This is a genomic window from Parabacteroides sp. APC149_11_2_Y6, from assembly GCF_054506995.1.
This window is the reverse complement of record NZ_CP173709.1, coordinates 325,869-351,174: the sequence shown is the minus strand read 5'-3', so window position 1 is coordinate 351,174 and position 25,306 is coordinate 325,869. Positions and strand designations below refer to the sequence as shown.

The window sequence follows — 25,306 nt, the reverse complement described above, 5'->3', positions numbered from 1 at the left end:
CAAAAACTAACCAAAAAATTTCCCTGTAAATTAATTGTATCCCTGATTCTGTTTCAATTGTGTATTTATTTGTAACTCCCGATATGGTATAGGATAAACAAGTCTCTCCTTTGTAACATTATAAGCTCTTTTCTGAATATAAGGATAAAGAGCCTTCATCCGTTTACCATGTTCGGTCATTACCTCTATGGCTTTCCCTGTACGAACCAAATCAAACCAACGCTGATTTTCAAATGCAAATTCATGCCGGCGCTCGTCAGCAACCAAATCTGCCGTTACAGTCGATACAGATGGAAGTCCTGCCCTGTTCCGTACTTGATTAACCAACGGTAACGCCAGGTTGGCCTGATTTGTCTCCACATAACATTCTGCTAAGGAAAGGAGTACATCCGAATAACGATATATTGGCCAGTTATCATCCGTGTTCATGAGTCTTGAGTGAGGATGCCGATATTTATTAATGAAATAATAGGAAGAACTATAATTTCCAATCCGGGAATCATCAACATTCAAAACAGCCTCCAAAACAAACAAACCATCACTGTTTGTATTTCCCACGGCAGATTTAATTGAGAAAAGCAATCGTTCATCACCCGATTCATAAGAATCTACCATTTCCTGAGTCGGGACATTCCAACCACCTTCACCTATTGTATTAGAATTAGGAACACCGGTAATCAATTCGGCCTCCGCTGTTTTTGGAATGAAACGATATAGCCAGTCACTATTCTGTCCCTGATTTCCTTGCTGATATTGCACTTCAAACAAGGATTCTATATTGTTTTTCTTACTGGTATCAAATACGTCTTCATAGGTAGACATCAAATCATATCCCATCTTCATAATTTCCTGCAACTGACGGATAGCTTCACTATAATCCCGCTGAGGTTTAGTCATCAATACCTTTGCTAACAACATACGTGCACTTCCTTGACTAATTTTTCCATTTTGAGGGAAAGCCGGTTTATCTAATAAAGATACAGCATTTTTTGCATCATCAAGAATAACCTCATATACCTCATCTACACTGGCACGCGGAAGAAAAGAACTTTCCGGATCGCTCACTTCATCCAAATACAGGCTGACTCCACCATAAAAGCGGACCAGGCAAAAATAATAATAAGCCCTAAAAAAGTAAGCCTGTCCGGTTACCTCTCGAATAAAATTTTCCGAAAAAGGTTTTCCTTCTATACGGTTCAGAATTGTATTGGCACGGGAAATCCCCTGATAACAAGTCGTATACATACTATTCGTATTGACATCTTCACTATCGTCCGTAAAATCTGCAACTTCTTCATAATCTCCCCATGCCCGGTTTGCTTCATAGCGGGTGTAATGAGTATTATCGGAACGCATCTCTCCCATTATAAATCCAGGAATACCTACTGTCCCTCTCATGGTAGAATACATACCCGCTACTGCCTGCTCAAACTGGTTTTCCGTTTCATAAAAAGCACCGCCATTGGGATAATATTCCGGCTTTATGTCAAGGAAATCACTCGAACATGCTGTTAACATGCTTAACGCTAAAATAACAAATATATTTTTCATAATATGCTCTTATTTAACTACTACAAATTAAAATTAAAAAGTAATATTACAGCCAATGCTAAATGTACGAGGTACTGGATAGGCTACACGATCGACCCCCAAAAACTGCCAATTGGCACCACCGGCACTAACTTCTGGATTCATACCTTTATATTTAGACCATACAGCCAACTGCTGACCGCTAAAGAAAACTCTTGCTTTAGAAATATATGCGTTCGGCTTGAAAGGGATTGTATACCCCAACGTAATATTCTTTAAAGACAAATAAGAATTTTTTGTCACCCACCCACTATGTGTCAGACGATATAATTCCGTTGTTCCTGACTTTGTTCTGGGTACTAATCCATTACCAGGATTCTCTGGCGAACGCCAACGTTCCGCCACCTCATTGCGAACATTAAATACCCCATCCAAATTATCAGTAAACTGGCGCATTTCATCAATTATATCTCCCCCTACAGAACCTGTCAAAAGTATACTCAAATCAAAGTTTTTATAAGAAAACTCATTCGTCATACCAAAAATAAAATCCGGATTCGGGTCACCGATTATTATACGGTCGTTAGTATCGATAACGCCGTCAGGTACACCATTCGGACCACTTACATCCCTCATTCTTACTGAACCTACTTCTGAAGTGACATGTTTTGGTTGCGACTCAAATTCTTCTTCATTCATATAAACACCATCAAATACATATCCCACGAAAACGCCAATAGGCTGACCTACCTGTAAGCGATTATAGTCCTGGTTTGCAGTGTATCCACCAACAGGTGTATCGTTTGTGCCCAGTTTCATTATTTCATTCTTATTAAACGAAATATTAAAATTGGTATCCCATTTAAACTCATTCACCATATTTTTGGTATTAATGGTGATTTCATGTCCCCACGATTTATAATCTCCGATATTGGCATCTACATTTGAAAAACCGGAACCTACCGGAATATCAATCCGGAACAGCATTCCATCCGTATACTTATAATAATAATCATACATTACAAAAATACGGTCATTCAGGAAACTAAAATCAATCCCAAGGTCAAACTGCTTTGTCGTCTCCCAAGTTAGCTTATTATTACCTAAACTATTCAGAGCCTTACCCGGTGTTAAAGCATCCCCAAATATATAATTGGCATCTCCCATGGAAGGGATATATTTATAATTACCACCTACATTATAATTACCTGTTAAACCATAACTGGCACGCAATTTCAGGTAATTCATCACAGGCGTTACCTTTTCCATAAACGGTTCATCCGAGATAATCCATCCAGCAGAAATAGAAGGGAAATTAGCATATTTATTACTGGACCCGAAGCGTGAACAACCATCACGACGGAAAGTTGCCTGAAGCAAATAGCGGTCTTTAAAACTATAATTCACACGACCGATTAACGACACCAGAGCCCATTCTTCCAAATAATTCGAACCATTTTTTGTAGCAGCAACATTCAACCACGAAATAGAATCGTCTGGATAATCTGTACCAGATAATTCATTATATTCTTCACGGAATTTCTGTGCGGAATAACCGATCAATGCATCAATCGAATGTTGCCCAAACCGTTGGTTATAAGTCAACATATTTTCGACATTCCAGTTATATACGAACTTACTAAAATAATATCCGGTCGCTTTCTGGGGAGGTGCCACAAACATTGCACCAGCGGCTGTAGAAGGAATAAACTGCCTGTGGTTATTACCCTGCAACTCTATATTCGCCTGTATTTTATATTTCAACCCTTTATACAGTTCCACCTCAGCAAAGGCATTACTTAATAATGTTATCCCCTTAAACTTTTCCTGTCTTTCATTCAATACTCTCAACCAGTTAGGCTGAGGGAACATTCCCGGCGCATTCAATGCCATTTTATAGCTACCATCTTCCTCATACGGACTCAAAATCGGTGAAGCCAACAAACCGGAAGACATAATACACCAAGGACCATCCGTGTTTTGCAAATCGGTAAGCTGCAAAGTAGGTGCCAGATTCAATCCTATTTTTATCTTATCATTTACTTGGAAATCATTATTAGCACGTAATGAAAAGCGCTCAAAATTTGTATTATCCACTACTCCCTTCTGATTATAATAACTAGCTACAATAGCTGAAGAAAATCGGTCCTTACCGGCTGTAATACTCAAGGTATAATTCTGAGTCGGTGCTGTACGTATCATTTCATCATACCAATCTGTACCCTTTCCATACTGTTCAGGATTTTGATAAGGTTCCGGAACACCATCGGCATACCCCTCATATTTAGCCTTATCCTCATAAAATTCTTTCTGATACCGGGCAAAAGAATGAGCATCCATCACATCCGGACGACGACTTTTAGGAACAGCCTGAATACCGTAGTTTGCACTAAAAGTTACTTCCGTACGCCCTGACTTACCACGTTTGGTTGTAATCAAAATGACCCCACTTGCTGCCCGAGAACCATACAAAGAAGTTGCTGCTGCATCCTTTAGAACTGAAAAACTCTCTATTTCATCCGGATTTATATTATTGATTCCTGTTGTGATAGGCATTCCGTCGACAACAAACAACGGTTCATTTCCTCCATTTACAGAAGCTGCACCACGGATTCGGAAAGATATACCTTGCCCTGGAGTTCCGGTTGTCTGGTTTATCTGAATACCGGAAACCTGCCCCTGCAACTTTTGCCCGATTTGTCCGACTGGCAGGTCCGCTAACTCTTTTCCATTTACTTTCGCAACAGCACCGGTCAAATTCCGTTTTTTCTGTGTACCATAACTGACAACAACAACCTCGTCCAAAGCCTGCATATCATCCTGTAAGACAATATCCATAACTTGTTTGCTCCCGGTAGGAACTTCTCTTGTAATATAGCCGATATAAGAAACAACCAATATGGAATTCCGAGGAACTTTTATACTAAACATACCGTTCATATCGGTAATAGTCCCATTTGTGGTCCCTCTTTGAATTACATTAGCTCCGGCAATCGTTTCACCTTTAGAGTCTTTAATTACTCCGGTTATTATCCTTTCCTTGTCTACTGCAGTAACCCGGGATAGTATAATCTGGCGATCCACTATTTTATATGCCACATCTGTATCCTTAAAAAGCAAATCCAGCACATCCGTAATTTTGCAACTATTCACTGAAACACTCACCTTACGGGATACTTCGACAGACCTGTCTGTAAAAAGGAAACGATAATCCGTATCCTTTTCAATCCGGTCTAACACCTGTTCTACAGAAACACCATTCATCGATAAAGATAAAACAGTCTTTTGAGAATAAGACTCTTCAGCGTGGAGCTGCATAATCATAATAAGCAGAAATACAATACTAGCTCTCATAATATGTATTGATTTATAAATAAAGGAGCAATCCGTTTTATATACTTTGTTCCAATTTGTTTTTTTCATAACTTTGTATGGATTTATAATTTTAAAATTAATCAAATTCGGTTGGCGCCGGATTTGATGCTCGACTTGGACAGGAAAAAGTTGGCGCTTTTTCCTGTCTTTCCTTTATATACTTTTACTATCCGGTATCATTCTTATTCATAAGCTTACTTTTTTAGTTGCACATTATATTATTTAAACCGTACATTTATTCGTTGCCGGCTAAATGTCGAATCATTCTGTTGTGTCATTTCCGTCATCGACCATTGTATAGGAGTAGCAAGCTCCAGATAATTCATAATCTGTATGATTGTCTCCCCGGCAAATGATGCCCTTACACGATATTCCTTATCAATATTTCCGGACAGCTCGATATCAATGTTATAGCGTTTGGATAACTGCTTGAATACATCCTCTATGCGAGTATTTCTAAAAATTAATCTGCCTTCTTTCCAAGCTGTTTTCTCATCAAGCTGTATAACCTGTATTTGAAGTTTCCCGGTAGCTTTATTATACACAGCCATTTCCTGAGGCTTTAATGTCACTTTTCTATTATTTATGCCAATGTCAATAATACCCTTTTCCAAACAAGCTTCTACAAGTTCTTCTTCATAAGCATTCACATTAAAACGGGTTCCTTTTGCTGTTACTTTCACTCCGGATGGTGTCATTACATTAAATAAATGTATCGAATCCGCTTCAACCTCAAAATAGGCTTCACCTGTCAGATACACATTTCTCTCTTTTCCGGTAAACTGTGCAGGATAACGAAGCTTACTTTTTGAATTAAGCCAAACTTTCGAATGGTCCGGCAGTTCAAACCGGGTTATAGCCCCAGAAGCGGCAACCACTTCTGCAAAAACAACTTCCCCTCTTCCTATATCTCCTTTCTGATTGATATAAAGATAGGACAACACCAGACTTGTTGTCAACAATGGAAGTAAAAGAACCGCAGCCACCCGGTATAGATATTTCATAAACAGCTGCTTCCGGTTAATCGAATGGAGTTTTTGGAGGTTTCGTCTATATGCACTGCCTACATCTATTGAACAATAGATATCTATATCGTTGGATATAGCATAGGCTTCCTCTAAATATTTCTTTGCTTCTTCTTTATTTTTATCTTCCATTTTTATTACTTTTTCTATTCAATAGACAAACGAAAATGAAAATAACGACACGAAAAAACACTTTTTTTTATCAAATTAAATAAATACATTTGCCCGCAATGGAGAATGTGATACCCAATATTGACAAACTACTAAAACAAATAACCTTAAATAACGACGAAGAAGCCTATCGCCACCTGTTTGAGTATGCTTATCCGGCATTGTACCTGTACGCAAGAAGATACATTGACAATCAAGCCGACAGGGAGGATATTATTCAAGATGTTTTTTGCAAGCTTTGGACAAGTCGTAATAAAATCAACTGTAATATTTCCGCGAAGAACTTTTTAATTACTTGTGTAAAAAATCAATGCCTGAATTATCTGAGAAAACAAGGAACAATTGAAGACTATATGCAATATGTTTCAAAAAGAACTCCCATATACGACACCGGAGGAGATAATATTTACATGCTGCATGAGTTGGAAAATAAATTAAACGAGGCACTTTCTAAACTACCCCCAGAATACCGGACCGCATTTGAAATGTCGAGAATAGAAGGTAAAAGTAAAGAAGAAATAGCAGAAATACTGAATGTATCGCCACGAACGATCGAACGCTACCGTCAAAAAGCAACAGACCACTTAAAAAAGGAGCTACGGGAATATTTACCTCTGCTTGTTTTTTTATTCCCGTAAGTTAAAATTAGCAAAAAGACAAACCTTCTTGCGTAGCTTTGTGATCCAGGGTGTCTAAATAGTAAAAGGACACAACTTCAAGAATCACAATATCATCTATAATATTTTATATTTTAATAATCATGAAAAATATGTCAAGAAGAAGCTTCCTCAAATCGGGAGCAGTAGCAGCAGTAGGGTTTAGTATTGTACCGGGCTCAGTACTCGGCAGGCCATTCGGTCATGTAGCACCCAGTGACAAATTAAACATTGCAGGTATAGGGGTCGGAGGAATGGGACGTCGTAATCTGGCTAATATGAATACGGAAAACATTGTAGCCCTTTGCGATATAGACTGGCATTACGCAGACAAAACATTTAAAGATTATCCTTCAGCCAAACGTTACAAAGATTGGCGTGTGATGTTTGATGAAATGGGTAAATCTATTGATGCTGTTATGGTAGCAACACCTGACCACACACATGCCGGGGTAACAGCCCACGCTATTACTTTAGGCAAGCACTGCTATACCCAAAAACCACTCACCCACTCTGTTTACGAATCCCGTTTATTAACAAAACTGTCAAAAAAATACAGAGTAGCCACCCAAATGGGTAATCAGGGAAATTCATTCGATTGGTGTCGTCAGGTAGCAGAATGGATACATGCGGGTATAATCGGCGAAGTAACAGAAGTACATTGCTGGACCGACCGTCCCATTTGGCCACAAGGACTAATGCAACCGGATGAAGCCATGAAATGCCCGAAGACACTGGACTGGGACCTCTTTATCGGCCCTGCCCAAAAACGTCCCTATCACAGTGCTTATACTCCCTGGAACTGGCGAGGATGGTGGGATTTCGGGACCGGTGCTTTAGGTGACATGGCATGTCATATCATGGATCCTGTATACTGGGCTCTCGACCTGAAATATCCTACAAGTGTTATAGGTAGTTCAACATTGAGTAATCTGTATTCACCTCCACATGCACAAATCGTAACATATACATTTCCGGAACGCCCGGCAAAAAAATATATTAAAATGCCGGAAGTAAAAGTCTACTGGTATGATGGTGGTTTGATGCCTCCCCGCCCGGAAGAATTGAAAGACGGCGAAATGATGGGCGATTCAAACGGAGGTATTATTTTTGTCGGTTCAAAAGGTAAAATAATGACTGGATGTTATGGCATGAATCCAACTTTAATACCTTTCAGGGATATGGAACATTTTAACCAACCCCAAGCAACCATCCCAAGGGTAAAAGGAGGTAACGGCGATATCTGGAATACAAATGCCCACGAACAGGATTGGATACGAGCTTGCAAAGAATCAGCAGAAAATCGTATCGAAGCATCTTCTAATTTTCAATTCTCCGGTCCGTTCAACGAAATGGTAGTAATGGGAGTACTGGCTGTTCGCTTACAAGGATTACACCGGGAACTTCAATGGGATGGCAAGAATATGCAATTTACAAATCTCTCGCCTAATGATAAAATCAGCATTGTAACTGTCGACAACTTTAAAGTTATAGACGGAGATCCTCGTTTCGACCGGCGTTTTTCAGAATTTAATGCTGTTGAGATGGCTAATGAATGGATTAAACACACTTACAATAACGGTTTCTCATTACCGGAGATGCCTAAATAAATAGAAAATAATATGATAAAAAGACTATTCAAACTAACAATCGCTTTCATCTGTTGTATATTGGTACTGTCTGTACAAGCACAAACTAAAGCAGAAAAAAACGGCTGGAGGCTTGCCATGCAATCCTATTCGTTTCATAAGTTTCCTCTAACCGATGCATTAAACAAGACTCAGGAACTCGGATTAAAATATATCGAAATATTCCCCGGTCATAAATTAGGCGGAAAATGGGGCAATAAAGTTTTTGATTATAATCTGGACGTACAGACTCAAAAAGAAATCAAAAAACTTGCAGCATCAAAAGGAATTAGGATTATTGGTTGTGGCGTTTGCGTCTTCGAAAACGAATCGGACTGGAAAAAGATGTTTCAATTCGCATCTTCGATGGAACTTGAGTTTATCAGTTGCGAACCGGCTTTAAAAGATTGGGATTTGATTGAAAAGCTGTCTAAGCAATATAACATTCAAATTTCAGTACATAACCATCCACAACCTTCAACCTATTGGAAACCGGAGAACCTGCTGAATGCTATTTCTAAACGCAGTAAATTACTCGGCTCATGTGCTGATGTCGGTCATTGGCGCCGGAATGGATTGAATCAAATTGACTGTCTAAAACAACTGAAAGGGCGTATCATATCCTTACATTTCAAGGATATAGCACCCAAAGTGAAAGGAGATCAAGAACAACATGATGTAATCTGGGGTACCGGCATTCTGAATGTAAAAGAAATGTTGAAAGAATTGAAAAAACAGAATTTCAAAGGAGTCTTTTCTATCGAATATGAATACAACTGGGACAACTCGGTTCCGGATATCAAACAATGTATCGAGTATTTCAATAAAGCCACAAACGAAATTCTATAAAACATACGGGGCTGTCTGGCAATGAAAAGTCAGATAACCCCATGTTTATTTCAATGCAAGAGCAGTTATCCCATAAAAAATAATTCCTCAATAATCAACAGATTATCAAGGAATTATTTTGTGATCGGGGTGGGATTCAAACCCACGACCTTCAGAACCGGAATCTGACGCTCTATTCAGCTAAGCTACCCAACCAAAGACAGTGCAAAAGTATATATAATATCGGAGGAAAACAAACCGAGGATGAAAAAAACAGCATTTTTGATATTTTGCAAACAATAAACACAAAATCACTGCCATTTTGCAAATAAAAACAAGACTTGAATTGCTCTTTTTTCATTAATCATTATCTTTGCCCCGCATTATTCATAAAATAAAGCCACAAGAATATGAGTTATTTAATTAAACCGGCAGGATATAAAGCTTTATTAAATTTGTCCCAAACAGAAATGGGGATTAAAAAGATTAAAGACTTTTTTCAGCAAAACTTATCGTCCGAACTGCGGTTAAGACGTGTTACAGCACCTTTGTTCGTACTAAAGGGCATGGGAATAAACGACGACTTGAACGGAACAGAACGCGCAGTTACATTCCCCATTAAAGATTTGGATGATTCCAAAGCAGAAATTGTTCACTCACTTGCCAAATGGAAACGTCTTACTTTGGCTGATTATGGAATTGAAGAAGGATACGGTATCTATACAGATATGAACGCCATCCGCTCTGATGAAGAATTAGGCAATTTACACTCTTTGTATGTTGACCAGTGGGACTGGGAACGTGTAATGACAGCAGAAGAACGAAACATTCATTTTCTAAAAGAAATCGTACGCCGTATCTATGCAGCTATGGTACGAACCGAATATCTCGTTTATGAGATGTTCCCGAATATCCGTCCCGTTCTACCTCAAGATATTCATTTTATTCATTCCGAGGATTTATTACAAAAATATCCTAACTTTACCCCGAAAGAGCGTGAAGACGCAATAGCCAAGGAATATGGTGCAGTATTTATCATTGGTATCGGCTGTAAGTTAAGCAATGGAGAAAAGCATGACGGGCGTGCTCCGGACTATGATGATTGGTCTACTGTTGCAGAAAACGGACAAGTCGGATTAAATGGCGATTTGCTGGTATGGGATGATGTACTGAACCGTTCACTGGAATTATCTTCGATGGGTATTCGTGTAAACAAGGATGCATTGCTCCGACAATTAAAGATCAACAACGCAGAAGAAAAGAAAGAACTCTATTTTCATAAACGGTTGTTGAATGATGAACTTCCATTAAGTATCGGAGGTGGTATCGGACAAAGCCGCCTGTGTATGTTCTACCTTCGTAAAGCACATATCGGAGAAATCCAGGCAAGTATCTGGCCGGAAGATATGCGTCAGGAAGCTCGTGCAGCAGGAATGTATTTAATCTAATATATATGGATGTTAAAATAGAACAGAGCTGGAAAGAACGTTTAAACGCTGAGTTTGAAAAAGAATACTTCAAACAGTTAATCACTTTTGTCAAAGATGAATACAAGCAACGGACAATTTATCCTCCGGGACCTTGTATCTTCAGTGCATTCGAACATTGCCCATTTGACAAAGTCAAAGTTGTCATTCTCGGACAAGACCCCTACCATGAGCCGGGACAAGCCCATGGACTCTGTTTTTCCGTACAGGATGGAACACCTTTTCCACCTTCATTGGTAAACATCTTTAAAGAAATAGAAAGCGATTTAGGAAAGCCGGTTCCTCAAACCGGCAATCTGTTACGCTGGGCCGACCAGGGAGTCCTTCTGCTCAATGCAACCCTGACAGTTCGTGCCCATCAAGCAGGTTCTCACCAGAATAAAGGCTGGGAGGAATTTACAGATGCAGTTATTCACCGTTTGGCCGAAGAACGGAATCACATCGTCTATATTTTGTGGGGGTCTTATGCACAGCGCAAAGGGGCATTTATAGATTCTTCACGCAATCTGGTCCTAAAATCGGCACACCCGTCACCATTATCCGCTTATCGTGGATTCTTTGGAAACGGGCATTTCAGCAAAGCAAACGATTATCTTATTGCTACAGGACAAACTCCTATTGAATGGTAAAAATATAAGTCCAATAAAAAGAAGGTGTCTGAAAAGGATGCCTTCTTTTTTTGTTATGCTGCCCGTTTATTATCCATTTTTATTTTTAAAACATCTTTGGTCTTCTCAATTATCTCTCTTCGAGAAGTCATCCTACAGAAATAAGTAAACAATAAAAGAAAGCCGGCTTTTTTAGCCAGTTTCCTTAGATTATGTGCAATAGCAACCAGGGTAAACTCTGTTTTTACCTTCTCCAACCCTCTTAATCTAAACCGGTTCCACGCCGAGTTATGCTTTATCTGTGCAAAGACAGCTTCCGGTTCTGTACATCGTCTGCCCCGATGATAAATACCTTCCTCACTCATGAGCTTTTCCCGTGCTTTTTGTTTATACCTGTTAAGGTTATAGTTAACTTCTATGATCCGGTTGGCCTTTGATTTATGGCATTGAGATTTCAGCGGGCACCCCTCACAATTTTGTGCCTGATAACGCTTCAGTATGGATACATATCCCAAATCGGATTTACTTTTCCTTTGACCTTTATATTCCATATGTTGTCCCATCGGGCATACGTAATAATCCCTTTCCCGGTTGTAGTAAAGGTTCTGTATGGCAAAAGCATCCTTCTTCCAGGCACGCTTCTGCTCTTTGTGGAAATAATTGTACTTGACAAAAGCCTCTATACCCGCATTCTCCATAAACTCGTAGTTTTGTTCACTTCCATAACCGGCATCGGCCACTACTATAGAGGATTGCCTATGATAAGTCTCTCGAAAATCTTTCAAAAAAGAAATTAAAGTTCCCGTATCTCCGGCTCGCCTGTAAATTCCCAGATTGGTAATAAATTGATTCTCTGTAGCAATCTGTATGTTATAGGCAGGTTTCAATTGCCCGTTTTTCATATGATCCTCTTTCATGCGCATGAAGGTCGCATCCTCATCTGTCTTACTGAAAGAATTACGATCCCCTAATTTCTCTAATTGCGATTCGTATTTGGCAAGGCGGGGCAGATATTCTTCCTGTAACTTTTTGATTTGTTTCTGCTCAGCTTTGTTCATCCCGGAGAGCCGTTTGTTTAAAGCGCCCACTTTTTCCCGCAAACCACAGGAATCCATATCCGGTAAGGTATCCGGTGTCCTTTCCTGTTTATCCTGCTCGATATGTTTGTCAACCTCACTAAGGATTGACTGTATTTTCGACTCCAGTTTTACCTTGTTCTTTTCCACGCTACCACGCCAGACAAAAGTGTAGCGGTTGGATGCTGATTCCACTTTGGTACCATCGATATACTGTACATCCAAACTGACATAGCCGGATTCCTGTAACAGCAGAACAATGGCTGAAAACAACGATTTTATGTGTTCTTTTAAACGTTTGCCGCGGAAATCATTGATCGTGCGGAAATCGGGAGTACTATTACCAGACAACCACATGAAGTGAATATTCTCCTGCAAGGCCTTTTCTATTTTGCGACAAGAATAGATATTGTTCAGATATGCATAAAACAGAACTTTGAGCATCATACGGGGATGGTAGCTGCTGCTACCTCCTCCTTTATATGCCCAGAGCAGACAACTAATATCCAAGGCGTCTACAACACTGTTTACAACACGAACGGGATGATTGGGAGCTATCTTTTCCGATAAGCTGGCCGGAAAAAGTACATTTTGGTTGGATGTTAACTCTTTAAATACTATCTTAGCCATTGCTATAATGTTTGTTTTTTTGCAACGGTAAGATAATACTTTTTACCGAAATAAACAATAGCAAAAGGGGCTATCCGACTTTTTGGACAGCCCCTTTTTTATACTATCTCATTATTATTAATACCAAGTCTGTGCATCACGATAGTTGCTGCTCTGACGCCATTTGAGGTCTTTCAACAAAGAAGAACTTACTGCGATATTGAAGGTATACGACTTATAAGGCCCTACCGGAACAAAACTTGCCGTCATCTGCCAACAGTGCAAGTCGCGAGTTATATTACAAGTCATATATGAAATCTTTTTGGCATCGAAATCATAAGTAGCATTGAAGTTGAAACGCCAGTTTTTAGTCGGTTGAAAATTACCGTTAAAACTCAATGAATGCGTCAATGCATAATCATATTCCATCTTTTGAGGATTGAAATTTCCATACCTCAACTGCATACTGTAACTGAACGATAAACTCCAGGGTATCTTGGTTATCATATAACCATCCGAATCAAAATCTCCGGCACTCTTCTTACTCCCCAACAAGCGCCCGCCCTCTTTCTTTTCCTCTCCTTCAGGAGGCAGGACTTCTTTTAATTCCGGATCATTCGCATTGGGTTGGTCCGGAGGATTATTGCTGTCTTTAGCATCTTTCTTACCAAACAATTTACCGAACGTCTCATTCGTAAACGTATAAGAGAAACTTGTACCGGTAGACCTTAGACGACCAAACCCTTTCCCTGCCTGCCAGCGCGGAATATCCAAACGGCGGACAGTTTTGGTACTTTCATCATATCCGTATGTATACGTATCAAATACCCCATTCAAGTTCAATGTATAACTTTTCGAGAACTTAATACGCAATCCGACATTCAGGTCGCTCCATTTAAAAGAGTCGGCCGCAAGATTATAGCTCATCCCCAATGAGAGCTTATCAATCAAACTGATTTTACGTTCTCCGGTAGAGTCACGGTCCGACTTTACCTTCATTTCGATATTATTATCCAACTGGAAATTCAAACTACCTTGCTTTCCGTCGGGAGCCGTTCCAAACATACCGCTGGAAAAAGGAGAATATCGAATGGTATTTGCCTTTCCATAGGCATCTTCATACTGAATATCTTTCCAAAACCCATATTCAGAACTTCCGAAGTCAGGAGCATAGCTGAAACTAACAGATGGTTCCATACGATGACGAATCTTCAATACCTTTCCTCCAAAAATCTGCATGAACTTCATAGGAACATATGTTCCATACAATGTAGTTGAAGCCGAAACCGAAGCATTATAGTTGAACACCCGATAGAAACCATATGTCGTATCACGGTCTACCACCGTCTTTTTCTGCATGTCATAAGCTTTCTCGACCTTATTCGTATACCACCGTTCAGTATAACTGAAGGATGGTGATATATTCAAATATTTCAATACAGAGAAAGTAGCGCTTACAGGAATCTGATGCTGCATTGCATTACGCCAATCTTTCACCAGACTCGATTTGAAAAGTTTATTTTCTTTCGTATCAATGCTGTTACGCAGGTAACCATTATAACTCATTGAAATCTTTTCATACCAACGCTCTCTTCCAATAGCATTTTTCCGCTTGAAAGGGAATATACGGCTCATACTTATCGTAATATCCGGAAGAGTAACCGAGATTGTCGAGTCTTTCGAACGCTGGTTGATATTCATTGTTGCCGAAAGGGTAAACGGATTGTTCGGAAAACGCTGGGTAATATTAACACTGGAACCTTTCGTATTCTGGGTCACATCCTGGTTATAATAACTATTTGTATTATTACGGTCGTAACTACTGGTCGAGAAGTTCACACTGGCAGAAAACGTACGGTACGGATTCGCTTTAGGGTCCTGTGTATGTGTCCAGTTTATCTTGAAGTCCTTGGACAAACTATAGTCGGGCAATCCTTTATCCCCCAAACGGGTTACCAGATAAGAAGCATTAAAATTACCGGAATACTTATATCTCTTCTTATATGAAGAACGCGCAGCCAGTCCCCAAGAACCTTTCGTATAAATTTCCCCGGTCAGCGCAAGGTCCATATAATCACTTAAAGCAAAATAATAACCTCCGTCACGCAAATAAAAACCACGGGTACTTTCATCTCCGAATGTCGGGAATATAATACCGGACGAATATGAACTGGAAAACGGGAAGAAACAGAACGGCAAACCTATCGGATATAACGGTACATCTTCAAAAACCATATATACAGGTCCAGTGATAATTCTCTTTTTGGGTTGTACCTTTGCTTTAGTCATCTGGATATAGAAGTGAGGATGGTCATGCTCATCGCAAGTGGTATATCGTCCCCCCTTCATGTTAAGAATATCGTTATCCATTTTTTTAGTAACTCCGGCTGTCACATACCCTTCTCCCTGCTGGGTAATCACATCTGTAATATACCCTTTCTTCGTATTAAAATTATACCGCATGGTCTTTGACTCATACTGCTGGTCTCCATCTTTAAAAAGAGGATAGCCGAATTCCGCCCCGATAGAATCGAGTCCGAACTTGGCATAGACCAGACTACTATCCAGATTCATCTGTATAATTTCGGATTGGAGTTCTATTTGCTGGTATTTCACATCTCCTTCACCATACAAATACGCCCAGTTCCCATTTGTCATAATAATGGAATCTTTTGCCTGATAATCGACCTGAGCATCCAGACCCGCCGTTTTTTTCGGAACGGAATCGACATGCGCCAAACTATCCGGAAGGACAGGCATAATACTGTCCCCTACGACAGCAAGGGTAGTATCAGTGGGTGCTTTAAGGATTTGTGCCCTGATATTCCAGTTTCCGAGAAGGAAAGCCAATAGAATAAGCAGACATTTATATTTCAAAAACATTTTGTCGTTATTTGCAGTGTGTTACGGCTGGCAAATGTATAACAAATTAGCGAGCCAATCTCTGTTTATTCCCCTAAAAAGAGTTTACACCAATTATCAAAACGCTCTACGGTTTCATTTCCATACTTTGAAAGTCCCTGTTTTACTTTTTCAACGGACTTTTCTTTGTCCAGTTTTGTCTTGCTGAAAAATTTATCGGCAAAACAAATGAGTTGTTCCTCCATTGTTTCTGGTAGAAAATCACGATGCGGAAGAGGTAAGTTTCGTTCTTCTATCATTGCTTCTGAAATACCCGTTCCCGTATGCCGTTCACAAACCCGCGCATGCCGGGGATACCCTTCCTTACGCATCAGTTCAGCACCAAGATATCCATGACAAATATATTCAGCCTCACCATGACAGTATATATCCGGTGCATTGCAACAGAAAATACCTATATCATGTAGCATCGCAGCCTCATCTATAAAGGTCAGGTCCAGATTCATTTCCGGATGCTTCCGGGCAATATCTAACGCTTTATCGGCTACAGAACGGCTATGTGTAATCAATATCCGGTAAAGCTCTGATTCTGGAACATAATATTTAGCAAGTATATCTAAAGGATTCATAGTTTTATTCTTTTCTATCGCCAGGCAAAGATAAGGATTATTGTTGAATGAATTTACTGCTCTTATTTGGAATTAGTAGCAGTAGTAATTTCAATTAGTAGCAATAGTAATTCAAATTAGTATGGCTACTAATATTTTTTAACAAAAGCGGCTTCGCCTCTCTACCTACAAAATATCATTTATAAATTATAATCCCTATTTTTGTACTATTCTAAAAAAAGAAATAAGCGAATATGAAAAGAATTATCTGGCTTGTTTTCCTACTATTTGGGCTGCTGCAAATCCCAACAACACAAGCCTTCACGCCACAAAATGCACCGCTGAAACTCGGCGCCGAACGCATGGATGTTATCACCCGCCTTTTGAAAGACAAGCAGGTGGGCTTAGTTGTTAACCAAACTTCCATTCTTGAAAAGAGCCAAAAACATTTATTGGACGCGTTATTGGAACAAGGTATCCAGGTAAAAAAGGTGTTTGCTCCGGAACATGGATTTCGGGGGACAGGTGATCCTGGAGAGGAAATCAAAGATAGCCGGGACCAGAAAACAGGCGTACCTATTATTTCTATCTACGGCAAAAATAAAAAACCGACTGCGGAACAGCTGGCAGGGCTGGATGTCATTGTTTTCGACATACAAGATGTAGGAGCCCGTTTCTATACATATATCAGTACGATGCATTACGTTATGGAAGCATGTGCAGAAAATAACGTCGAATTTATTGTATTAGACCGCCCGAATCCGAACGATTTTGTGGATGGTCCTATACGCCAAAAAGGATTTGAATCTTTTGTCGGGGTAGACCCTATTCCTGTTTTGCACGGTTTAACGGTTGGGGAACTTGCCTGGATGATTAACGAAGAGGGATGGTTGAAAAGCAACCCGGATACCTGCAAATTGCATATCGTCAAGATGGAAAACTGGAAACACGGAGACCCGTACTGGCTTCCTGTAAAGCCTTCCCCCAATCTGACTAACGACCAGGCTATCCGCCTGTATCCGTCCCTATGTTTTTTTGAAGGCACGAATATCAGTATCGGCAGAGGCACTTATTACCCGTTCCAGATTATCGGCGCACCGGATGCCAAATATGGAGACTTTGCCTTTACTCCTACTTCTTTGCCGGGTTTCGATACCAACCCGTTGCATAAGGATAAAGAATGCTATGGAATAGACCTCCGGGAATACCCTTTCGAGGGTGGACTTACTCTCCGCTTTCTTTTTGATTTCTATAATAAGGCGGACAAAGACCAGGCATTTTTCTTTTCACGCCCTCATTGGTTCGACCTGTTGGCTGGGACCAAGGAATTGCGTTACCAAATCATACGTGGATTGAGCGAGAAAGAAATACGTGCCAGCTGGGAACCTCAATTAAACGAATACAAAGAAATGAGGAAAAAATATCTCCTATATCCAGACTATCCGGATACAAAGAAAAAATAAGAAAAAAAGCGCCCTTATTTCCATATTGATATGTAACAAGGGCGCTTTGACCATAACCTTACAAAAATCCTCTAAAACACCCGTTTAGTACCAATTATTTGCTACCTTTGTGAAAGAGTTTATAAATCATACACTTTCAAGTGTTCAATACAGGGTAACAAAATCAAGTCACATCCTTGAAACTTTTTATTTACATATTTGTTTTTATTCTCGTCATGTTCCAGCCTTTTCATATCCAGGCTCACAAGATTGAAAGCAATCATAAACATTTTCATGTTCTGATTATCCATTCTTATTCAAAAAACCTGACAACCTATTCCGAATTTGGAGAATTAGTACAAAAAGAATTGGAGAAAAAAGACATCTACAGTTCAATCCAAACAATCTATTTAAATTGTGAACAAGCCATTACGCCAGATACAGAAGTCCAAATGTACCACTTTCTGGATTCTATACAAAGCTGGCAACCCGATATTATTTTAGTGAATGACGACCAGGCTACATTCACACTAATGAGTTGTAGCCATCCCTTAGTGAAGAAACTCCCGATCGTATTTTCCGGCGTAAATTTTCCAAATTGGGAACTCCTGAAAGAACATCCGAATGTTACAGGATATTGGGATAAACCGGAATACCTGAAAAATATCAACTTAATTGAAAAACTATACGGCAAATCCAATATTCTGTTTTTCAATGATACCCGATTCATCGGCAAGCAGGCATTTCACACCTTGCTCCAAGAAGTAGAAAAAAGTGATATCAGACTATATGACGGATTATATTATCCGGACAAACCTCTCCCTCCGGTTATATCGCCGGGGGCATTTGAGAAGTCAGCTCTATTTACAGCCAAAGCACAAGAACTCAACGGAATAGAAACAATGGGGATATTTAAAAACAACAGCTACACGGCTTGTTTACAAATTATCCTGGATTTCAATGTGTTGACAATCGGACGTCTTGCCAACGTTCCTAATTTTACTGTTGTTAATAACGGATTTAATAATGATTGGGGAATTACCGGCGGATATTTCACGACATTGGATATACAAACTAAATGTGTCGCAGACATGGCGGCACGCATTCTTACCGGCACCCCGGTAAATAAAATACCAATCACCTTAAGTCCGAAAACCTATGCTTTCGATTGGTATGAGCTGGAACGTTTCCATATAAATATAAAAGATTTACCACAGGGTAGCATTATTTATAATTTGCCTTTATATATCCGTTACCATACCTACATCGTAATAGGAGGAGTCCTGTTGCTTCTCGCCTTTATATACATTATCGTACACCTTATTTTTATGTACCGCAGGGAAAATAAGCGGAAAATCCAGGCACAAAAAAATTTGGTCAAAGAAAAAAACTTCTTAAAATTGGCCTTGGAAGGGGGTAATACCTATGCATGGAGAATGGAAAACGACAATTTTATTTTTGAAAATGACTTCTACGTAAACAATCAGATTGAAGCCAAACCTATCCCCTTAACCGAATTTGTAGAGATGGTACATCCTGACGATCGGAAAAATCTCGATAAAACAATACAAGATATTCATTCCGGGAATATTCCAAAAGCGACTATTCAATGCCGCTTCTATTTTAATCAAAAACAATATACCTGGTGGGAGCTTCGTTACAATCAGGGAGCTTTTTCTTCTGCAGAAAATCAAACGATCATAGGATTATGTATTAATATCCAGTCGTTCAAAGAAAAAGAAAACAAACTGACTATACTTCAAGAGAAGGCGGAGGAGGCAAACAAAATGAAATCTGCATTTCTTGCCAACATGAGCCATGAAATACGTACTCCCTTAAATGCAATTGTAGGCTTTTCCAATCTATTGCAGGAAGATGATGAATTAAGTGAAGAAGAAAAGACACTGTTTAAAGAAACAATCAATAAAAACAGTTCATTACTGCTGAAATTGATTAATGATATTCTGGAATTATCAAGAATCGAGTCCGGACGTATGTCTTTCACTTTTGAAAACTGCCGGATTGATGAATTGCTGGAAGAGCTGTATCAAACCCATTTATTATTGATCCCTTCAACTATTAAATTTATTAAAAGGATTCCCAAATTACCGGTTATCGTCAGGATAGACCGCCATCGGCTCACTCAGGTCATAACCAATCTGATCAACAATGCGGTCAAATTTACGACAAAAGGTCATATCTTATTGGGTTACCAATATAATAAACCGGATAACACCGTACGTATTTATGTGGAAGACACTGGAATAGGGATGTCGGAAGACGCCCGCCAAAAAGTCTTCGAACGTTTCTACAAGGAAAATGAATTTGCTCAGGGAACCGGTTTGGGACTTTCTATTTCCCTTACAATTGTGGAACGTCTAAACGGTAAAATAGAACTCCAATCAGAAGAAAACAAAGGTAGCAGATTCACTATTACCCTTCCCTGCCGACTGGATAATTAACTCCAAAAACAAAGAAACAGAATAATAAGTTCGAGGAACACTGAAGTCAGCTATCACATCAGCTAAAAGAAAAAGGAGCTGCCTAACACATTTCAGACAACTCCTTCATATCCATTTTTAAACTTACGATTTCTTACTTCTTTTTTTCTATTACCATCAGCTTGCTATTATCTGTACCATAAAAAGCGATTTTGGTAACCGGAGTAACATTCCCCTCCTGAGCAAAACGAACGGTTTTCTCTATTGCCTGAAGCAACTCCCGTTCACCACTCATATCAGGGCATGCCATCCGGGTTGTAGCAACCTGGGCAAACTTAATGATATTTTTTCTTGCATTATCGTATTCAATCTTACCCATCATACGGTTGCATCCGGCATTGCCGGATAAGGTTTGACGAGGTACATCAAATGCAATAAACTGACGTGAATCTGTCGGATTTAGTACTTTCCCATTTAACTCTACAATATTCCATTCTCCATCCAAATCAGAGAAAGAAGCCACAGCTACACTCTTCGACTTACAGGAGGCAAACAAACCTACTCCGACAAATATCAAACAGAGATATAAAAACTTTTTCATTTTTACTGATTCTTCGACAATACCAACAATACATTTCCGTTTGAGTCAACCAGCAGCATTTCATTTTCACTTTGTCCTGCTTTTACCGACTTTACATCTCCCATCGCTTTCAGGATAGCATCTTCTGTTTCCATATCCGGACAGGCCATCATAGTTGTTGCAGCAGGCTGGATAGTTATGGAAGACACATCTTTATCATCCAAAACTACAGTCGTATTAAATATATTACAGCCGGCATTACCATGAAGTTTATTACTTGCCATATCGAATTCCATCTGAGGCAAACCTTCTTTCAGTATTTTTTCACCTTTTACTTCTACAATATTCCATTTACCTTCCAGTTTCTTAGCGTCTGTTTTGGCTTCAGAGCAAGCAAACAAAATTCCTGCAAACACAGGAATCATCAATAAAGACATAATCTTCTTTTTCATATTCGCATCTTGTTTAACAATTATCACATGTTATAAATAAAAACTTCACTCATATGGATAAGACGCTTATTTTGCCCAAAATGTTCCATAGCCGACCAGCATTTAGCCAATATTAACATTTTCACAAACAAATATGCTCCTTATAACAGGAGGACAAAGATACAAAGCATTAACAGAAAATATGTTTTCAGGTTTACATTATTTTCTGTAAGTTTGCAGCATAACGTATTATAATAATACCCCCAAAGTCAGTTGATAAAGAAAAATATGAATATAAAACCGGTACTCTGCCTCTTAGTCATAGGAATACTCTCTGCTTTTTCCTGTACCCATAAAAATCAAACAGAAGATGAAGATATTGATAGCCAATGGTTGGACAGCCTTCAGCATGTTTACCAATATGGTATTTGCATCGATTCTCTGGATGTAAGGGAGTATAAGATGAAAAGTGGAGACAACCCTGCCTCTATTTTTGCAAGTTTAGGCTTCTCTGCTATCAAAGCAGACAGTATTTCCAAAGCATCAGCAGAAGTACTGGACCCCACAAAACTGCGTGCCGGCATGTGTTATTATACATTTACAACCCAAGACAGTACGGCAGATATCCGCCACATAGCTTTTGCAAAATCGCTCACGGACTATGCTGTAATAGACCTGACCGGAGATTCTATCAACGCTTATAGTTTCAGCAAACCTATCACTTTAAAACAAAAGTACACACAAGGTACCCTCAACTCCTCTTTATGGAATGTTATCAAAGCAAGCGGTGCCGATCCTTTACTGGCTATTAAAATTTCAGACGTATACGCCTGGCAGATCGACTTTTTCGATGTTAAAGACGGGGACTCTTTCCAGGTACTGTACAATGTAGCCTACATAGACGATACCACAGCTTTAAATATTACATCCATCGAAGGAGCCATATTTACCCATCAAGGAAAAGATTTTGTGGCAATTCCTTTTACGCAGGATAGCATTTTCGAATACTTCGACCTCGAAGGGAACAGCCTTCGCAAAGCTTTCCTGAAGGCCCCTCTGGACTTTTTCCGTATTACCTCACGCTTCAGTAATGCCCGCTTCCATCCGATACTAAAACGTTACAGAGCGCATCATGGCGTCGATTATGCCGCACCAACAGGGACGGAAGTAAAAAGTATCGGAGCCGGAACCGTTATATTCAAAGGATATGCCGGTGGCGGAGGCAACACATTAAAAATAAAACACAATTCCGTATACACCACTTCTTACATGCATTTAAGCCGCTATGCCAAAGGCATTGGAGTGGGTAGCCATGTACAGCAAGGACAAGTTATAGGTTATGTAGGTTCAACCGGGCTTTCTACAGGTCCCCACCTCGATTTCCGGGTCTATAAAAACGGGCAACCTATCAACCCTCTGCATATGGAGGCTCCTCCATCTTTGCCCGTCAAGCCGGAACTTCGCGACAGTTTTGCTATAGTTAAGCAAGCTGTTCTTGCAGAATTGGATAGCATGAAACGTTTACACTAAATACAGAAAGGATTTATATATGAAATTTTTAGGAAATATCATCTGGTTAATTTTCGGAGGTCTGGTAACTTCCATTGAATATTTAATTTCCAGCTTGCTGCTGATGGTGACTATCATAGGCATTCCATTCGGTATACAGACGATGAAGTTGGGAATGCTGGCATTGTGGCCATTCGGAAGCCGCGTTACGGATAATGGAAATTCCGGAGGATGCCTCTGCATTATCATGAATGTGCTTTGGATATTCCTGGGTGGTTTCTGGATATGCCTGACTCACCTGTTTTTCGGACTACTACTTTGTATTACGATTATAGGTATCCCATTCGGGCGGCAACATTTTAAAATGGCAGCTCTTGCTCTGACTCCTTTTGGCAAAAATATTATTTAAGCAGGAATGTCTCTAATCAATTGAGATTTGTTCTACCTCTATCGGATGACTGAGGAAAATAGATGCTGTCTCTGAAAATTTAGCAGCCGATTCTGTTGTCAGGAAGCGGCAATACCCTCCTCGTGTAAGCCGTCTGTCCATTTCCGGATGACGGTACAAGTAATCTTTCAGGCTTTCTGCCACATATTGTCCTTGTGCAAAAAGAGTAACCCCATCCGGCAGATATTGCCTTATTTTATCCATAAGCAAAGGATAGTGCGTACATCCTAAGACAAGGGTATCTATATCCGGATCTATGGAAAGAATATGTTCCAGATGCTTTTGTACAAAATAATCTGCTCCGGGAGATGCGAACTCATTATTCTCGACTAAGGGTACCCACATCGGACAAGCTTCTCCTGTCACCCGGATATGTGGGAACATCTTATTTATTTCCAAGGAATAGGAACCGGAAGAAATAGTTCCGCTGGTACCTAAAATACCAACATGCTTTGTCCGGCTGATACGATCCATTAATTCCACAGTAGGACGAATAACCCCCAATACACGGCGTTCTGCATCCCATAAAGGCAAATCCTTCTGCTGAATCGTTCGTAAGGCTTTCGCAGAGGCTGTATTACAAGCCAGGATAACGAGCTGACATCCCTCTTCAAAAAGTTTTTCAACAGCCTGCCGGGTAAAACGGTAGACCACTTCAAATGAACGTGGTCCATAAGGAGTACGTGCATTATCACCTAAATAGATATAATCATATTCAGGCATAGCCTCACGAATCTTATTGAATATGGTTAATCCTCCGTATCCGGAGTCAAAAATACCTATTGCGCCGGGCTGTTTTGAAAACATAGTCAGAACCTTTCCTTTATATATAGACGAAAAAGGATGCCTTCCTATTGGAAAGCATCCTTTTCTTATAATATAAACAATATTACTTCAAACCTAATTTAGCTTTTACAAACGGAGTTGCATCGATAGCTGCATTTCCAGTATAAAGAACAATCTGCGGATCCAATACGTAAGTATAACCCTTTTCATCACCTACAGCCTTGATTGCATTTCTTAATTTGTCCTGAATAGGAACAAACAATTCCTGCTGTTTTTTCTGGAAATCCTGCTGGGTCAACTGAACAAAATTATTTGAACGTTCCTGGATATCAGATAATTCCTGCATTCTTCTCATTTTGATATTTTCTGTCAATGAGTCCTGCTGGGCAATGAAATCAGCATACTTCTTATTGTATTCTTCTTCCATAACTTTCAGCTCTTGTTTGTATTTAGCATCCATATCTGCTAATGTTTTTTGCATCGTAGCAAATTCAGGCATTGCTGTTACGACTTCCTGGCTATTAACAATAGCGATCTTTACTTCTTGCGCAAAAACACTTAATGGGAGCACCATTAACAAAAAAATAATCAGTTTCTTCATTTCTCTATAAAAATTACTTGTTATTAATCAAATTCTTAACTATCAGCATTGAAGCGCACAAATGTACGCATTTATTTTGAATATCCTAATCTAATAAGGACTTCATTGCTTATATCTATCTTCGGAGAAGCGAAAATAATGCTCATAGCCGAGGCTCTGTCCATGACCATTTGGTATCCTTTTTCTTCCGATATTTCTTTTACAGCTTCATAAATATCATCCTGTAGGGGTTTCATGAAATTCTCACGTTGTTTATACATTTCTCCCTCCGGACCGAAATATTTACGTTTTACATCCTGAGCCTCTTGTTCTTTCTTTACAATCGCCTCTTCACGCTTTGCTTTCATTTCTGCGGAAAGGGACCCCAACTCTGCCTGATAACTTTTATACATGTTCTGGGCCTCCTGCTGAAGTGCATCCACTTCACTCTGCCATTTCTTCGAACTCTGGCTTATCTGTTCATTCATTGTTGCATAAGACGGAATATTTTTGAGGATATACTCCATATCTATCAAAGCAAATTTCTGTGCCGATGCTGCAAACGAACAAAAGAGCAACAAACAGCTTAATGCAATAATTTTCTTCATACACCTATTATTTAGTAT

The 25,306-nt window shown here is 39.5% G+C and carries 20 protein-coding genes and 1 tRNA gene; 9 read left to right on the top strand and 12 right to left on the bottom strand.

Annotation, left to right across the window (positions count from 1 at the left end; all coding sequences use genetic code 11):
* Positions 1–30 precede the first annotated feature (30 nt).
* From ACGE0T_RS01445 to ACGE0T_RS01435, 3 genes are all read right to left on the bottom strand, one after another.
* Positions 31–1,551 (bottom strand): RagB/SusD family nutrient uptake outer membrane protein, encoded by a 1,521-nt coding sequence (locus tag ACGE0T_RS01445; RefSeq protein WP_459188787.1) that lies wholly within the window; start codon positions 1,549–1,551, stop codon positions 31–33.
* Positions 1,552–1,584: 33 nt separating this feature from the next.
* Positions 1,585–4,884 carry a TonB-dependent receptor gene (locus tag ACGE0T_RS01440; protein ID WP_459188786.1) on the bottom strand — a complete coding sequence of 1,100 codons (3,300 nt, stop codon included), beginning with the start codon at positions 4,882–4,884 and terminating at the stop codon, positions 1,585–1,587.
* Between the two features lie 239 nt (positions 4,885–5,123).
* Positions 5,124–6,062 (bottom strand): FecR family protein, encoded by a 939-nt coding sequence (locus ACGE0T_RS01435; protein WP_459188785.1) that lies wholly within the window; start codon positions 6,060–6,062, stop codon positions 5,124–5,126.
* Positions 6,063–6,160: 98 nt separating this feature from the next.
* Between ACGE0T_RS01435 and ACGE0T_RS01430 the strand changes: the two genes are divergently transcribed.
* The 3 genes from ACGE0T_RS01430 (at position 6,161) to ACGE0T_RS01420 (ending at position 9,234) form a co-directional block, all read left to right on the top strand.
* Positions 6,161–6,739 (top strand): RNA polymerase sigma-70 factor, encoded by a 579-nt coding sequence (locus ACGE0T_RS01430; protein WP_459188784.1) that lies wholly within the window; start codon positions 6,161–6,163, stop codon positions 6,737–6,739.
* Positions 6,740–6,861: 122 nt separating this feature from the next.
* Entirely contained in the window at positions 6,862–8,367 is a 1,506-nt protein-coding gene (locus ACGE0T_RS01425) for a Gfo/Idh/MocA family oxidoreductase (RefSeq protein ID WP_459188783.1), read from the top strand.
* Positions 8,368–8,379: 12 nt separating this feature from the next.
* A complete protein-coding gene (locus tag ACGE0T_RS01420; protein ID WP_459188782.1) occupies positions 8,380–9,234 on the top strand; it encodes a sugar phosphate isomerase/epimerase family protein in 855 nt (284 codons plus the stop codon).
* A 121-nt stretch (positions 9,235–9,355) separates the two neighbouring features.
* Here the strand turns inward: ACGE0T_RS01420 and ACGE0T_RS01415 are convergent.
* Positions 9,356–9,429, bottom strand: a tRNA-Arg gene (locus tag ACGE0T_RS01415).
* 194 nt (positions 9,430–9,623) lie between these two features.
* Between ACGE0T_RS01415 and asnA the strand changes: the two genes are divergently transcribed.
* Both asnA and ung read left to right on the top strand, forming a co-directional pair.
* Positions 9,624–10,661 carry an aspartate--ammonia ligase gene (gene asnA, locus ACGE0T_RS01410; protein ID WP_459188781.1) on the top strand — a complete coding sequence of 346 codons (1,038 nt, stop codon included), beginning with the start codon at positions 9,624–9,626 and terminating at the stop codon, positions 10,659–10,661.
* 5 nt (positions 10,662–10,666) lie between these two features.
* On the top strand, positions 10,667–11,329 hold the full coding sequence (gene ung, locus ACGE0T_RS01405) for a uracil-DNA glycosylase (protein ID WP_459188780.1): 663 nt from the start codon (positions 10,667–10,669) through the stop codon (positions 11,327–11,329).
* 53 nt (positions 11,330–11,382) lie between these two features.
* On the opposite strand, the gene ACGE0T_RS01400 is transcribed toward ung, so the two are convergent.
* From ACGE0T_RS01400 to ACGE0T_RS01390, 3 genes are all read right to left on the bottom strand, one after another.
* Entirely contained in the window at positions 11,383–13,014 is a 1,632-nt protein-coding gene (locus ACGE0T_RS01400; RefSeq protein WP_459186734.1) for an IS1182 family transposase, read from the bottom strand.
* Positions 13,015–13,131: 117 nt separating this feature from the next.
* Positions 13,132–15,876 carry a putative LPS assembly protein LptD gene (locus ACGE0T_RS01395; RefSeq protein WP_459188779.1) on the bottom strand — a complete coding sequence of 915 codons (2,745 nt, stop codon included), beginning with the start codon at positions 15,874–15,876 and terminating at the stop codon, positions 13,132–13,134.
* Between the two features lie 65 nt (positions 15,877–15,941).
* A complete protein-coding gene (locus ACGE0T_RS01390) occupies positions 15,942–16,484 on the bottom strand; it encodes an HDIG domain-containing metalloprotein (RefSeq protein WP_459188778.1) in 543 nt (180 codons plus the stop codon).
* 233 nt (positions 16,485–16,717) lie between these two features.
* Between ACGE0T_RS01390 and ACGE0T_RS01385 the strand changes: the two genes are divergently transcribed.
* Together ACGE0T_RS01385 and ACGE0T_RS01380 are read left to right on the top strand one after the other, a co-directional pair.
* Positions 16,718–17,926 (top strand): exo-beta-N-acetylmuramidase NamZ family protein, encoded by a 1,209-nt coding sequence (locus tag ACGE0T_RS01385; protein WP_459188777.1) that lies wholly within the window; start codon positions 16,718–16,720, stop codon positions 17,924–17,926.
* 215 nt (positions 17,927–18,141) lie between these two features.
* Positions 18,142–20,367 carry a sensor histidine kinase gene (locus ACGE0T_RS01380; RefSeq protein ID WP_459188776.1) on the top strand — a complete coding sequence of 742 codons (2,226 nt, stop codon included), beginning with the start codon at positions 18,142–18,144 and terminating at the stop codon, positions 20,365–20,367.
* Positions 20,368–20,500: 133 nt separating this feature from the next.
* Here ACGE0T_RS01380 and ACGE0T_RS01375 read toward each other — a convergent pair whose 3' ends face one another.
* Positions 20,501–20,947: an META domain-containing protein gene (locus tag ACGE0T_RS01375; RefSeq protein ID WP_459188775.1), complete on the bottom strand. Its 447-nt coding sequence runs from the start codon at positions 20,945–20,947 to the stop codon at positions 20,501–20,503.
* A 2-nt stretch (positions 20,948–20,949) separates the two neighbouring features.
* Positions 20,950–21,378, bottom strand: coding sequence for an META domain-containing protein (locus ACGE0T_RS01370; protein ID WP_459188774.1), 429 nt, complete (start codon positions 21,376–21,378; stop codon positions 20,950–20,952).
* Between the two features lie 267 nt (positions 21,379–21,645).
* On the opposite strand from ACGE0T_RS01370, the gene ACGE0T_RS01365 reads away from it, so the two are divergent.
* The gene (locus ACGE0T_RS01365) at positions 21,646–22,887 is read left to right on the top strand and encodes a M23 family metallopeptidase (protein WP_459188773.1); all 1,242 of its coding nucleotides are present in this window, start codon (positions 21,646–21,648) and stop codon (positions 22,885–22,887) included.
* Between the two features lie 19 nt (positions 22,888–22,906).
* Positions 22,907–23,275, top strand: a complete 369-nt coding sequence (locus ACGE0T_RS01360; RefSeq protein WP_459188772.1) for a YccF domain-containing protein — start codon at positions 22,907–22,909, stop codon at positions 23,273–23,275.
* A gap of 12 nt (positions 23,276–23,287) precedes the next feature.
* On the opposite strand, the gene murI is transcribed toward ACGE0T_RS01360, so the two are convergent.
* The 3 genes from murI to ACGE0T_RS01345 all read right to left on the bottom strand — a co-directional run bounded on the left by murI (position 23,288) and on the right by ACGE0T_RS01345 (position 25,288).
* A complete protein-coding gene (murI, locus tag ACGE0T_RS01355) occupies positions 23,288–24,121 on the bottom strand; it encodes a glutamate racemase (protein WP_459188771.1) in 834 nt (277 codons plus the stop codon).
* Positions 24,122–24,203: 82 nt separating this feature from the next.
* Positions 24,204–24,701, bottom strand: coding sequence for an OmpH/Skp family outer membrane protein (locus ACGE0T_RS01350; protein ID WP_459188770.1), 498 nt, complete (start codon positions 24,699–24,701; stop codon positions 24,204–24,206).
* 71 nt (positions 24,702–24,772) lie between these two features.
* On the bottom strand, positions 24,773–25,288 hold the full coding sequence (locus tag ACGE0T_RS01345) for an OmpH/Skp family outer membrane protein (RefSeq protein WP_459188769.1): 516 nt from the start codon (positions 25,286–25,288) through the stop codon (positions 24,773–24,775).
* Positions 25,289–25,306 lie beyond the last annotated feature (18 nt).